10 protein-coding genes are annotated in these 13,458 nt (G+C 41.5%); 1 reads left to right on the top strand and 9 read right to left on the bottom strand.

What is annotated here, in order from left to right; translation table 11 throughout:
- Positions 1 to 177: 177 nt before the first annotated feature.
- Positions 178 to 1,011 carry a M14 family metallopeptidase gene (locus IEY03_RS07125; protein WP_188840654.1) on the top strand — a complete coding sequence of 278 codons (834 nt, stop codon included), beginning with the start codon at positions 178 to 180 and terminating at the stop codon, positions 1,009 to 1,011.
- An 886-nt stretch (positions 1,012 to 1,897) separates the two neighbouring features.
- Here the strand turns inward: IEY03_RS07125 and IEY03_RS07120 are convergent.
- The 9 genes from IEY03_RS07120 to IEY03_RS07080 form a co-directional block, all read right to left on the bottom strand.
- Positions 1,898 to 3,502, bottom strand: a complete 1,605-nt coding sequence (locus tag IEY03_RS07120) for a DUF2326 domain-containing protein (RefSeq protein ID WP_188840653.1) — start codon at positions 3,500 to 3,502, stop codon at positions 1,898 to 1,900.
- Entirely contained in the window at positions 3,495 to 3,716 is a 222-nt protein-coding gene (locus IEY03_RS07115; RefSeq protein WP_188840652.1) for an ABC-three component system middle component 7, read from the bottom strand. Before IEY03_RS07115 ends, IEY03_RS07120 begins: the two co-directional genes overlap by 8 nt.
- Positions 3,700 to 4,491 carry an ABC-three component system protein gene (locus IEY03_RS07110; protein ID WP_188840651.1) on the bottom strand — a complete coding sequence of 264 codons (792 nt, stop codon included), beginning with the start codon at positions 4,489 to 4,491 and terminating at the stop codon, positions 3,700 to 3,702. Before IEY03_RS07110 ends, IEY03_RS07115 begins: the two co-directional genes overlap by 17 nt.
- A gap of 452 nt (positions 4,492 to 4,943) precedes the next feature.
- A complete protein-coding gene (locus IEY03_RS07105; RefSeq protein WP_188840650.1) occupies positions 4,944 to 5,315 on the bottom strand; it encodes a hypothetical protein in 372 nt (123 codons plus the stop codon).
- Positions 5,316 to 5,651: 336 nt separating this feature from the next.
- A complete protein-coding gene (locus tag IEY03_RS07100) occupies positions 5,652 to 8,915 on the bottom strand; it encodes a S41 family peptidase (protein WP_188840649.1) in 3,264 nt (1,087 codons plus the stop codon).
- Between the two features lie 191 nt (positions 8,916 to 9,106).
- Entirely contained in the window at positions 9,107 to 9,907 is an 801-nt protein-coding gene (locus IEY03_RS07095) for a hypothetical protein (RefSeq protein ID WP_188840648.1), read from the bottom strand.
- 2 nt (positions 9,908 to 9,909) lie between these two features.
- On the bottom strand, positions 9,910 to 10,476 hold the full coding sequence (locus IEY03_RS07090; RefSeq protein ID WP_188840728.1) for a sigma-70 family RNA polymerase sigma factor: 567 nt from the start codon (positions 10,474 to 10,476) through the stop codon (positions 9,910 to 9,912).
- Between the two features lie 94 nt (positions 10,477 to 10,570).
- A complete protein-coding gene (locus tag IEY03_RS07085) occupies positions 10,571 to 12,421 on the bottom strand; it encodes a vWA domain-containing protein (protein WP_188840647.1) in 1,851 nt (616 codons plus the stop codon).
- A 61-nt stretch (positions 12,422 to 12,482) separates the two neighbouring features.
- Positions 12,483 to 13,391 (bottom strand): hypothetical protein, encoded by a 909-nt coding sequence (locus IEY03_RS07080; protein ID WP_188840646.1) that lies wholly within the window; start codon positions 13,389 to 13,391, stop codon positions 12,483 to 12,485.
- Between the last annotated feature and the right edge of the window lie 67 nt (positions 13,392 to 13,458).

Here is a 13,458-nt window from a genome sequence, read left to right as displayed (position 1 = left end):
AAAGGTAACTTTGCTTTAGATAACCAACCTCAAATGCACAAAAAATCAACATCATTTACTTTGCGTCAGCAGTTTTAGCAATTTTTTACACTCACACTATGTGAAGTAATAAGTTTTGATAGTTATTTTTTTCGCCGCTGCTTACTATATGAAAATGGTTCATTAACATTGATATGTATGACACAGTTATTTAAAAACTATCTCTGGCACAGTGAATTATTTAACTGCCAAAGTAATGATTTAACGCAATTTGAGCAGTATTTATCCGCTCAAGTTACCCGCCTCAATATGCAAGTGAAGCCGTTAGGTTTTATTGATGACCACCAGCAATATCCGCTGTCGCTATACCAAACCGTGCACGTCAATCCCGATAATCCATCAATTTTAGTCTGTGCCGGATTTCATGGCGAAGAATCGGCTGGGCCGTGGGGATTGATCAGCGCCTTAACGCAACTTGACCCACGTATTCTTGAAAAAATTAATTTGAGTATTTTGCCTTTGGTCAACCCAAGTGGATTTAGTATTGGCAACCGATTAAATCTGTTTCAGCAAAATCCCAATCGGGGTTTTGTATATCAATCGGGTCAAGTGGTATCAAACTCTCACACATCGGTTGAAGGGCTTATTTTACAGCAATCCATGGCTAGGTTACTGACAGCCTCTGAGCATGGCATATTAACCTGCCATGAAGATGTATTGCTGCATGACACTTATTTGTACGCATTAGAATCTCATGCGTTACCTAGCCCGCTAAGTTACCAGCTACGCGATAGTTTAGGACGCTATTTCCCTATTGCTGACGATGGTGAGATTGATGAATGCCCTGTTAAAGAGGGGATTATTTTTAATCATTTTGATAGTTCATTTGAAAGTGCCTTATTTCAAAGTGGTAGCCAAATTGCTATCTGCACTGAAACACCCGGTCAGCAAGCGTTTGATCAACGCGTGCTTGCCAATAGAGATGCGATTAGCTTGTTTATCAACCACTTTGTTAATAATCATCGTCAATAACCCCTTCTTGTGAGTATAAATGCTTATCAAGGACTAACACTTTTTTGCCGCCCAAATTAGATTAGCAATATGGAGCTTGGCGCATAGCAAAGAATGTATCTTGAGGTGTACTTTATAGGTTCAGCATGGCATTTTGCCCAAGAACAAGTTTCCCAAACTCCGTTTGGATTAACATCGCAGGATTCCATCCTGCACCGGCCAAAAGGGTATCAACAGCAATACCCTCTTGGATCACCCTGCCGCCCCTAACGAAAAATGCTGAAAAGCGCATATTTTCGATGGGGATCGATCCAGCTTTAAACCTCATTTGCTGCCCGCTTCGGCCATTGTCAAAAAGCTCTAACGCTTCCGATAGGCCATCCTTGGCCTAACGAAAGCTAGCTTGGCATCCATGCCAAGCTCACGGCCTTTTCTCGATGACCTCAATTCATATTGAATCTGAAAGTTTTAACTTGTAGCGTGTCACGCTCATACTTGCACATAGGCCTGCGGCAGGTAATTGATTAGATTGAAGTCAAGGACTCACTTAACCTACCCAGTATAACTTTCATTAAAACATTGAATTAAAGCTATAAAGTAGATTAAAGTATGTAAAATTAAGGACAAAGTTGGGTAACCTCGAATGTATTCATCGAGTGCGCCATTTAGGGAAGAAAAATCCATTCAATAACATGTGCCTATCAACTTTTTATAAAGTTTACTCTGACCCCACTAAATTCCTGGACCTTACGAAAGTCCTCGGTAGCAAGTCCTGCGGATTAGTCATGCCCCATTGTGAGTTGACCAAAATGAAAGAGCAGATCTCAATGTGAGACTTTCGCAATACTTAAATTAATGGGAAGACAAAAATAAGACCCGACCCATTTGTTCTCATTTAAACGCCGATTTAACTATCAGATTCGGTTTTCCATTTCTCACCAAAAGCGACTCGATCTTTATTTAGTTCAATGAACTTAGATTTTTTGATCAGCGCTTTAGTAGCATCCTTGTATTTAGATACCTCATCTATAGATATGAAAATCTGTTTATCAAAACTTGCATAAGTTGAGATGAGATTTTCAACTGATGTCACATCCATGTTTTTAAACAATAGGCTGTCATGGATAATGTTAGGTAAACAAGTTTTCTCCAATAGCGTAAGGTCTAGTGAAATCATGTTTGCAAACCCCTTACCTGTGCCTCTATCATCACCTCTATCAAATTTATAGTCGTTATCTAACATGTGAAGCTCAGGGCAGATTGGTTTACCTAAGTAAATCTTACTGATGTACTCGCCCAACCCTTGATTGATTGACTTTTGAATAGTATCAATAGAGCCTACAAGCGTATCCTTGATTTTAGCTTTGATATCTTTGATTTTTTGTGTAACTTGCACTTCTTTCTCACAAAAATCATTTTGCTGGAATAGTTGCTTTTCAAGGCGATCTAGCTCAATCAGCTTTTCAAGCAGATACACAGACTCTTCTTTTGAGTTTACGATTTTTAGGAGCTCATTATCTATTTTCTCAATCTCAGTATCTAGTTCGCTGATATCTTGAGTTAATGCAAGCTTCTCCTCATTTAGCTGCCCCCTCATTATTTTGCTGATACCACAGTGAAAGGCATCAACTTGAGAAAGTCTCTCTTTGTTAATGTCAGGAAAAAACTCGACTAACTCGTTAAAGCTTCGGCTATTTTTGAGCTTTGTTTTTGAAAGACTGTCTTCTATTCTATTGAGGCTAGTTTCTAACTTGAACTTTAGATTAATTAGCGAATCTTTGTTGCGTTTTAGCTCTGCATTTTCACTACTGATTATTGACTTTATATCAGTGACATTAGTTTCCAATGCGGATTTTATGGAAGATATCTGCTCACGAATAACTTGAAGTTCATTTTCGTTCTTTTTAAAGGTTGTTTTATTTATTTTGGTTATAACACCAGTATTGAAAGCGCCTTTGATGTCATTCTTATTGTCAGTTTCAGTCTTTTTTTCTTGTTCTAATTTTGCGATGGCACCGTATTCATCAAATAACTTTAAAACTCTTTTTCGAATAGACGTCCAAGGCTCTTTGGGGAAGTTATCTAGAGGTCGGTTATCTTTATAGTTATCTCTCTGATAGATTCTGTAAAAAGCACTAACACATTCGCGAAAACTCAGATCAAACTTGTCGACACCGTACATTTTTCTCAGGAAATCACGATAATCCTCAACAGTTAAAACCTCTTTATTTTCAATGTAGTATATGCTATCGCTTGTACTGGTATTACGGACGAAGGAGTATATTTTATCAAATTCAAAGGTCACAGCTAAGTCAAAATCTTCAACGTTTTTAATTACATCATCACATTTGTTAGGGAAATCATCCCCTCCAAAAGCAAAATCAATCAACATCAAAATAGATGACTTACCAATTGAGTTGTGAGCGTCATCAGCACCTACAACAGAGTTTAAGCCACTTTGAAAAATTAATGTTGTCTCTACGAGCTTTTCGCAACTTATTGTTTTAAGCAACTTTTATTACTCCGTTGTTTATATTTAGTTCTATTTTATTTAGTGCAAATAAAACATCTAGCGCTTCAATAAACTCAGGTATATCTACAAATAGTCTTTTGTTTTTTGAATACAATGTTGTAACTTGAGTAATACCATCGATCTTAGGCAGAATTTTTGCTGCTTTATAAATAACACTTTCATCAATTGATATGATTTTATTCGGTACTATCATCTGAGAATATCTCGCAGTGTTGAATGAAGTAGGAAACTAATACTTCAGCCTTTGTTCTTTCGTTAATGCCAGTGTTTACCATGAACCAATTACACATTTGCTCAAAAATGTCGCTTTGATTGAAGCCTTGGTATAACAACATGCTGTAGTAGCTTCTTACTTGATTGCATATAACTAAAGAACTGGCTTTTCTTTCCATTTCAAGTCTTTTGAGCGATTCTTTAATGTTGGTAAAGTAATTAATAACAAACATGCTTACTTTCATTTCATTTAATTGACCAAAAGTATCGTCAGTTTTATCGGATACTTTTAGAGCATCATATGAGAGTTTACTATTTTGTAGTTTTTTGGCATCGAATTGGTCAATACGCTCTGCGACTAAAGCAATGTCCCCATGGAGTGTTTGATTATCCCAAGTTTCGGTTAGTGCTCTTATCTTGTTGATAGTCTTTTTTACTTCAACAAGTAGCCGATACTCCTCAACAGTTTTTTGAGTGTCGTACATCTTGTGACACTCTTTACACAGAGTGATGAAGTTCCCTTCAGAGTCTATGTCATCGCATAGTATTTCTTCATCTTCCAGCAACTCTAACTCTCGCTCGGTAGCATTGAGTGGGTATATGTGTGCCACATCAAACACCCGAACAGGAACGTTGTTTGATACTTTTCTCTTGATAAGATTTTTCCGGCATAGGGGACACTTCCCCTGAACTTCTGCAAGTAGGCTCATTTTAACGGTGTCGGTAACCTGTGCACGCCTTAACTTTTCTGCCAATCTAGTAACACTCCCCAGAGATATTTGATAGGTTGCAGCATGGATAGAATAACATGAGTAATACTCCATATTTCTGTATTTTACCTTACATCAAAAAAACATACAAAACAATATGTTATAGAGTATGCATATTTAGAGTTGATGACTCTGACACTGCCTAAATCCGTTCCATTCTGACAACTGAAACGTTGGCAATTCCAGGCTCTGTTAATCAACGAAATTGATGGGTTTGTAGCGGCATAGTGAATTTGGCCATTTGATTCGAGGTTTGCAATACCTGAAGTTATTCGTTTAATACTAATTTAGAGAACTAGCTGACACGTTTATGTCCAAAAGTGAGTTAACACCAGATCTGATTTAGCTTTTGCTACAGCCACCAATGACGCTTAATCGAAGAAACAAACATTCAGGTGCTGATGAGCCAGCGAGTATCCAAAACATGGATGTTTTGGTTAAGCCCACACGGAGGTGCTTGCGGCGTCTCGCTGGATCATTTGCACTTGAAGCCAATTGTAATCAATTTGACGTCTTTGAATATTTAATTGGGTCTGCTTATTCTTTGATAAAAAGACACATTCTGAGCCAATTTTGTCCAGTTCCGAGTTAGCTCTTGTGTTGTTACAGCCACCAATGAAGCTTAATCGAAGAAGCAAAAATTCAGGTACAGATGAGCCAGCAAGTATCCAAAACAGGGATGTTTTGGTTAAGCCCACACGGAGGTGCTTGCGGCGTCTCGCGGGATCATTTGCACTTGAAGTCACCTTTCTACCAAATACTGTCCAAAAATCAGTTAACTCTTGTTCTGATTTATTAGCTTTTACCACAGCCCTCAATGAAGCTTAATCGAAGAAACATAAATTCAGGTGCTGATGAACCAGCGAGTATCCCAAACAGGGCGAAGTTTCAATCAGTGAAACATTTTTGAGCGAGAGGCATGGATGCCGAGCTGGCTGTTTAACAAGGAGGTTATTGGTTTGAGCTAATCCCACATGGATGCTGACTTTAAAACTCAGAGTCGGCGCCTCGCTGGATCATTTGCACTTGAAATCTATCTAACACCAATGAAAATTTAATTGAGTTTAGGTTAAATAAAAAAGCCCCATCATTAATGGGGCTGTAATTGATTAAATCTACATTAACTGACTGTGTAAATAGGCAGATTAATTAGCGTGAATATCATCGGCCTTACCTGTTTTAGGTAATGGCAGCGCTTTTAATGGTTGATAAGGGCTTTGCACTAGCTGTTCTTTTAAATAGCTGATGGCTTTTTCTAATTGGGCATCCTTACCTTGATAAGTGGCATGGGGCAAGTTACTTACCTCGATGTCAGGCTCAACACCATGTCCTTCAAGCACCCAGCGGCCATCCATCGCATATTGTGGATATTCCGCCACACGGGCCATGCCGTTGTCGGTGACACTGTTACGCCCCGATAACCACACCCCTGCCCCAGCCGTTTGTTTACCAATTAATGGCGCAATACCTAGGGCTTTAATCCCTGCCGAGAAAGTCTCGCCGTCGGAGTAAGTCATTTGATCGGCTAAGACCACCAGTTTGCCGCGGAAGGTTTGCTGCATATTGGTATTGGCACTGCCATGGGTTGGTTGCCAAAATGCCCACGCTTTGCGCAACAGCTTTTCAATAATCCAGCTATCAATGTTGCCACCGCGATTACGTCTTACATCAATAATCAATCCTGGCTTGTCATAGTTGGTGTAAAACTCACGGGCAAAGCTTTCAATATCGCCTGCGCCCATGGCATACAAATGCAAATAGCCAAATTCACCTTTTGACGCCTGACTCACCTTGGCTTGATTATGTTGTACCCAGTCTAAATAACGTAACTTGGCATCGGTTGCGGTGTCGGTTGGCAATACCACGGTTTGATGCTGTTCACGGCCACGTTCTAAGGTTAACAACACCTGCTTATTAGCTTGATTACGCAATAGCTGAGTCACATCTCCCAAATGGCTAACCGGTTTACCATTAATTGCTTTGATAATGTCTCCGACGTTGACATCTGCATCGATACGCGCCAGCGGTGATGCTTGACTGGGTAACTCAGGGTCGTTTTGATAAATATGGGCGATTTCCACCCCTTTTGCTGTCAGGTTCAAGCGCCCACCTAATGAAGCGGACTTAGCCGCATCGGCATCCTGTGGTATATCGCCACCCCGTACTTGCGAATGAAGCGAGTCGAGCTCGCCCATCATTTGCTCAAAAATGTCGTTGAGTTCATTTCTATCGGTTAAGCGTTGCAGCAAGGGTTGATACTTAGCTTTGGTTGCTTGCCAATCAAGTCCGCGCATTTGGGTATCAAAAAATTGACCTCGGTGCATTAACCAAGCATCTTCAAAAATTTGCTGCCACTCTTGCATTGGGGATATCTGCAGTTGCCATTGCTCGGTTTTCACTTTCGCTTGGCTAACATCCGCAGGAATTTTATCTCCCGCAGCCACTATCAATAATTCTTTAGGGTTGCTTTGCTTACGCAGCATGATGGTGGCGTTATCATTTGCAAGGGTAAAATCTGCAATATCATCAGCAAAAACATCGACTTTAGGGGCGACGTTATCAAATTTAATCCATTTTAATGCGCTTTTATCATTCACGCTGTCAACCACATACAAGCCAGTGGGAGATTGTTGCAAGCGATTATAATTGCCGGCTTCAACAGGCACTTGCCATAAACGTTGCGCTAAACCTTGCCAATCGAGCTTGGTTTTGGCTTTTTCTACCTTGTCGTCTGGGTTGGCTACAGCGGTTAATTCTGTGGTTTTAGCAAACGGAAATTGTGCTTTGCTATTGAGTGCTAACGCAAAAATCTGCGTGCGTTTATCAAATACTGGCCCCATATTTCGGTCGCCCCAAGGCGAACTTGGAGTGGCTTTAAAGTCGCGGTTCGATAAGAAGTATAACCAATCACCATCGTGGCTGAAGCTGGGCGAAAATGACTCATATTTATCTGAAGTTAAGGTTTGCGCTTTTGCCTGCGTCACTGAATACAACACAATTTGCGGACGCTGCTTACCAATTTCGGCTTTGGTTAGGGCAATAAATTTGCTGTCTGGAGACCAAACGATATCCTGATACGGGCCTAATCCCTCGCCATCGGCGGCTATTTTGAGATTTTTATTGGTGGTTAAATCAAGCAGCCACACATTCCCCATATAATCGTCATGCGCTAAATAGCGACCATTAGGTGACTGACTTAAACTGGTGCGCAGTGTTTTACCGTCTTTGGTCAGCTGTTTAGCGCCTTCGGTACCGTCGGCTGGAAATTGCCAAATCTCCTGCTCTCCCGATGCATCACTAATACCATACACCCACTGACCATCAGTGCTTAATATGGCATCACGCACACGCGTTTCTGCGGCCGAAGCGATTTGAATCAAACGGCGATCATCTTTATTGGCAATGGCAACATGGCTGCGCGCGGTGATCACCACTTGATCGCCTTTTGGACTTAAGCGCGTTGAGGTGGCAAACGCCATCGGGTCGTTAACCCAATGTTCACGGCGATGCGGAAAATCACTACTTAAATCAACATCAACAACTGACTCTTGATTGCTAGCAAGGTCGAACAGTTTGATATCTGCCCCTTGCTGAAATACCACTTTACCTTGATGTAATTTAGCATCTCTAATTTGCCAATCGGTATATTGACTGTGCTGCTTAATATCTTCGCCGGTTAATGACATCGACCAGATGTTGTCATTGCCTGAGGCATCACTGATAAAAAACACCCTTTGTTGCCATAGCATTGGCTGACGTACTGAGCCAGGATGTTGCAAGGTTAACTGTTCGGCTTCTTTATCGCTGCCTAGTTGATAACGCCAAATTTCACCTTTGGCGCCGCCACGATACACTTTGGCATTGTCGCCACTGGCTTGAAGACCAAATTGGGTAAAGTAAACATATTCACCTTTGGCATCAATGCTGCCCTCTATCGCGTCGGCAAGGGGTAAATCGGTTACGACTAATGTGTCTGGGTTAATGGTTTTAAGTACCCAATAATTAGCAGGACCAAACGCATTATCGGTGGAGTAAAGGATGTCTCCCGTTGCCGTCCAGCCCTGTAAACGCACGCGGGAGTTTTCAAAACTAACTCGTTTAGCCACCCCGCCCGCCATAGGCATAACATAGACTTCTGTCGCGCCTTCATAATTGGCGGTATAAGCGAGGCGCTGACCATCGTGCGAAATACTCGCCTCGATTTCTTCTGCCGCTTGGGTTGTTAAACGGCTAGCCACTTTGCTGTTAAGCTGCGTTTTCCACAAATCCCCTTCAGCGGTAAACACTAACGTGTTGTCATGTAATGCTGGAGCGCGGTAATAACCATTACTGGCGTAGGTAGCCGTTGAAAATGCACTAACACAACCCAGTGCAACCATGTAGCTTAATACTGAACGACGAAGTTTCATAACGAGCCATTTTCCCTTTTATGTTGTTATTGGCAGTCAAGTTACCAGAATGGGATATTTTTGAAAGCGCCAAAGTGTAACCAATAACAACGATTATGTTGCTCTTCTTGATATTATGACGGCGACAACCCGTTAACTGCCAAGTAAAAGACCAAGCCGAGGCTTGGTCTTTTTAAAACGCAAATCATGATTTAACGTGCAGTAAGTTGCTGTTTAATTGACTGGTAATCGATATGTAACGGGTGTTTGGGGCTATTAAGCTCGGGAAACCTTTGCTCCATCGTTAACAGATAACGCTCGGCTTGTGGCCATTGCTGCGTGGCGACTAACTGCTTGAGTGTTTCCATGGCTTTTTCTGCCGTATCAAGGGTTATCAATTCGACTTGCTTTGAAAAGTGTTGTTCCGACTCAAAGGCCATGTTGTCACGGCTTGATGGTTTCAAATCTGACAGCAAAGATGTTGACTTTGCATTATCACTTGATGGCTTTTGCTGCTCCACCTCAAGCGCGGCATTGCTTTGAACACTTTGCACTGACATTGCAACGCCTTGTATCTCAGACTGATTTATAGCCTTAGCTGCGCCATGCTGAACATCGGCCTGAATGACGTCATCATCGCTAACCTCGCTTGCTGCAGGCAATGGCGCTTGCATCAAAGACATAGGCGCATGCTCTGCATCGGGTATGCCCATTTGCGCTGGGTCAGAATTTTGCTGCATTGGCATCATCATAAATAAACCGGCCACGATAACAACGGATGCCGCCGTTGATAATTGCCAGCGATACCGCTGCCAAGTTTTAAGTTCTACCACCTTATTGCTATCAGTATCAGCTTGGGTATTTTCCATTTTTCCGCGTTGCAGTTCAGCTTGTGCCATGGCTAAAACAGCCTCATCTAATTGTGCCGATGGTTGCTCTTTAACACCATGATGGTAGAGGCTGGCTATCTCATCCTGCAGGGCTAAAAAAGTGTCATCATTATCTTTAACCATCTTTATGCCCCTTGAGTTTTTTGAGTGACACATAACTTAATGCTTTGGTAGGCATATCGAATACGACTTTTTGTCGCTTCTAATGTCACGTTGGCAATATCACTAATGACTGCTGCGGTTAAGCCTAACTCGACATTCAGCAAAAAAGCTTCTTTTTGTACCGCGGGTAATAAATCAATACATCCTTGCAGCAGCTTGGCTTGTTGCTGTTGCTGCAACTGCTGTTCAGGCTCAACGTCAATGACGGCATTAAAGCTGTCCATGGTTTGATCTTCACCTAAAGCTTGAGTGTCATCTAATGGCTTTACCGCGCGAATATGATCTATGATCAGGTTATGGGCAATTTTGTATAACCAGGTGGTGAATTTTGCACTCACTTGATAACTTGCCACCGCCTTAATCACTTTGCCCCAAACCTCTTGGTATAAGTCTTCTGCTAATGTGTTGTCTCGCAATTGGCGAACAAAGTAGCGATATAACGGGCCTTTGTGCTTTTTGTATAACTGTTCAAAAGCACTGATATTACCCGCTTGATAAGCCAACATTAACTGCTCATCGGTTACCGACATACTTTGATCTATTTCAGTTTCAGCCGCGGCACTTGTATTCGGTTGTCGTGTCATGCACTTTCCCTTTAAATCAGTGTATTGAATTAGGTGGCAATCATTGCCGCTCGCCAGGCGTTAGCGGTTTCGGCATAGGATAAGCTTCTGTAGTCGCGTTGCGGGGATATTGAGGCTCATCTACATCATCATAAAATCCACCACTTGGTACGGCTCCTTGTGCAACTAATAATTGAGTCGTGCGCATTAATTGTAAAAATTCATGCCGATATCCAAAAGGATCGTTTGCCATTGCCCCCGCCGCTAAGCTAATTAACTTATCATAATCAATATCATGTACATAATGATTATGATTAACTAGTTGACCAAAACCTGCTACTGCTGCGGCAAATCGAAAATCATCACTTGTCTGCTGTAAATTTTTATACTCAGTATTGGCTAAAATCATCTGGCTGATGAGCAGGCTTTTCGAGGCGGCTAATTGCCCACCATGAAAAGGCTTGTAGCGAAGAGACAGTAAAGCTACTTCATCGCCATCAAACTGCTGACGATGAGATAAAGCCCCTGGCTGTTTGCCAACGCCACTCGATTTATCGCCAGATGGCGAGTTCATTAATTGAGTGCTTTGGTTATACCGCAGTTCATATAACGCCGTCACACTTTGACCGGCGCCAATTTCTGCCGCATCAACCTTGTCATTGTGAAAATCTTGGCGATGTAGTTGACGACTTTCATATCCAATTAAGCGATATTCCGACACAATAGCAGGATTAAATTCGATTTGAATTTTTACATCGGCGGCAATGATATCCAAAGTTTGCGACAATTGATCATGAAGTACTTTTCGGGCTTCGTTAAGCGTATCAATATAGGCATACTGGCCGTTGGCTTTGGCTGCAAGTTGTTCAAGTAAGCCATCATTAAATTGTGCCGTTGCAGCCCCTAGCCCAAAACCGAGTGTGGTTAACCCAACACCACTTAGCCTTTGCTGAACCACATAATCGACCAATTCAGTTTGATTACTCATGCCAAGGTTAAAATCACCATCGGTTGCCAACAACACCTGATTAACGCCATGCTCAATAAAATGTTTTTGGGCTAACTCATAGGCTAACGCAAGCCCTTTACCACCATCGGTTCCGCCACCAGCTTCAAGACTATTTAATCCTTGCTTTATTTGCTGCAAGGCATTGCCGTTCACCCCGTCTAATACTTGGCGTAAACCATCGGCATAAACCACTATCGATACTTTATCTTGGGCATTTAATCCTGAACTCAGCAGCATTAGCGCTTGTTTTAAGAGCGGTAATTTGTCGGCAGATGACATAGAGCCAGACACATCAATCAAAAACACCAAATTTCGGGCTTTGATTTGCTCAGGCATTAACTTATAGCCTTGCACACCGATACGAAGCAGTTTTGTATCTTGATTATAGGGTGATGGCGCTAACTCAGTGTGAATACTAAAGGGCGCGTCATTGATGTTCGGTAGCGGGTAATCGTAATCGAAGTAGTTCACTAACTCTTCTACGCGAAGACTATTTTTCTGCGGTAAAAGACCCAGGTTGATTTGCTGCCTAAGCGTGACATAACTTGCTGTATCCACATCAATAGAAAAAGTAGATACCGGGGTTTCAGCCGTAACCATATTGCCATTTTGGACATAAGGGATAAATCGTCCAGGGCTTTGAGCCCTAGCATAGGTTGTTATCATCGCGTGAGTTAAGCCATGTTTTGATAATGGCTGTGCTAATAAAGCGGCCGCATCAACTTGAAAATCTGCTGGCGGGAGGCTTTCAACGGTTTCACTGGCAGATAAACGTGTATTGTCAGCATCTTCTGTGCTGGTGTGATGATTACACGCTGCCACAACCAAAGCGATAAAAACCAACCCGAGACGGCGATTGACATTTACCATCACCGCTTGCGTTAAAGCATGAAAGTCATCCATATATAACCCTTAAATTGAATGCGTTTTAGCTTACAAACGATTTCAATTTTAAAAAGGGTTATTACTGTGGCAATGAGGGTTCTGATTTAAGTAATTTATCAAATTCAGGTTTAATTAACGCCTTTTCATCCTCATCAAAATTACGATTATGCTCGTCGATAAAAGCCTGAATAAAGCTAGGTTGACTCATAACGGTATCAATACTGTCCACTAATTGCCTACCCATTGGCGTTTTAGAGCACGCAATATAACCATAATTAGGTTGTAGTACGCCTTTAATTGGAATGGCGTAATGCTCGAATGCCATACCTATTTTGTGTTTAATAAACCCGACTTCAGCTGAATACTCCAAAATACCTACAACCCTTTCTTTGGCTAACATCTCCAACAGTTTATTGGTTGAGTTCATCCCACTACGAAAGTAAAAATACTCAGGATGCTCGGCAATAATAGGATTTAGATTGTCACCATATGAGCGAGCGGTTACTACACCAACATTGCCTTTCATACTTGGAGGAAGATTTTTAAAATCAATGATATCTGGGAATAAATGGAGGTTTTTCTTTAAAATGATAAACCTTAATGGCGGGTACACGGTAATAGGTTTTTGGCTAAAGTATGACACTTGCTCACGTTCTGCGGATTTGAACTTGTTATACATACAAGCATTGCCTAGCTTGTTTAAATCACTCCATGAACGGCTATAGCTAGCCTGTTGCTGAGTAAAGTTGAAGCGCTCTTCTCTATGATCTAGCAGTACTGCAAACATACCTAACGGCTGTGCTTTAGTTAAATCACTTTGATTGCTATCGGTCTCAGCCAATAGAATTCCCTCTAAGGGAGCTGATTTTACAGGTAAAGATAGAATAAAAAATGCCAGTAAGACTGAAGGAAAAGTGCGTGTTACTAGATGTAATTTTATCACCTTTAAACCTGAAATAATGGCTATTTTAGCCTCAGAATAGATCACAGAATACCTCTACTTAAAACAGTAATACCTATCCTTTTATTTAATCAATTATTCCGTTAAATGAAGC

The sequence above is a fragment of the Shewanella aestuarii genome (genome assembly GCF_014647215.1).
GTDB classification, from domain to species: Bacteria; Pseudomonadota; Gammaproteobacteria; order Enterobacterales; family Shewanellaceae; genus Shewanella; species Shewanella aestuarii.
The sequence above is the reverse complement of the archived record's forward strand: the minus strand, read 5'-3'. Positions and strand labels throughout refer to the sequence as shown.

Coding starts and splice junctions, on each gene's coding strand:
- IEY03_RS07125 (WP_188840654.1), top strand. CDS start 178: ATGACACAGTTATTTAAAAACTATCTCTGGCACAGTGAATTATTTAAC.
- IEY03_RS07115 (WP_188840652.1), bottom strand. CDS start 3,716: ATGATAGTACCGAATAAAATCATATCAATTGATGAAAGTGTTATTTAT.
- IEY03_RS07100 (WP_188840649.1), bottom strand. CDS start 8,915: ATGAAACTTCGTCGTTCAGTATTAAGCTACATGGTTGCACTGGGTTGT.
- IEY03_RS07095 (WP_188840648.1), bottom strand. CDS start 9,907: ATGGTTAAAGATAATGATGACACTTTTTTAGCCCTGCAGGATGAGATA.
- IEY03_RS07090 (WP_188840728.1), bottom strand. CDS start 10,476: ATGTCGGTAACCGATGAGCAGTTAATGTTGGCTTATCAAGCGGGTAAT.
- IEY03_RS07085 (WP_188840647.1), bottom strand. CDS start 12,421: ATGGATGACTTTCATGCTTTAACGCAAGCGGTGATGGTAAATGTCAAT.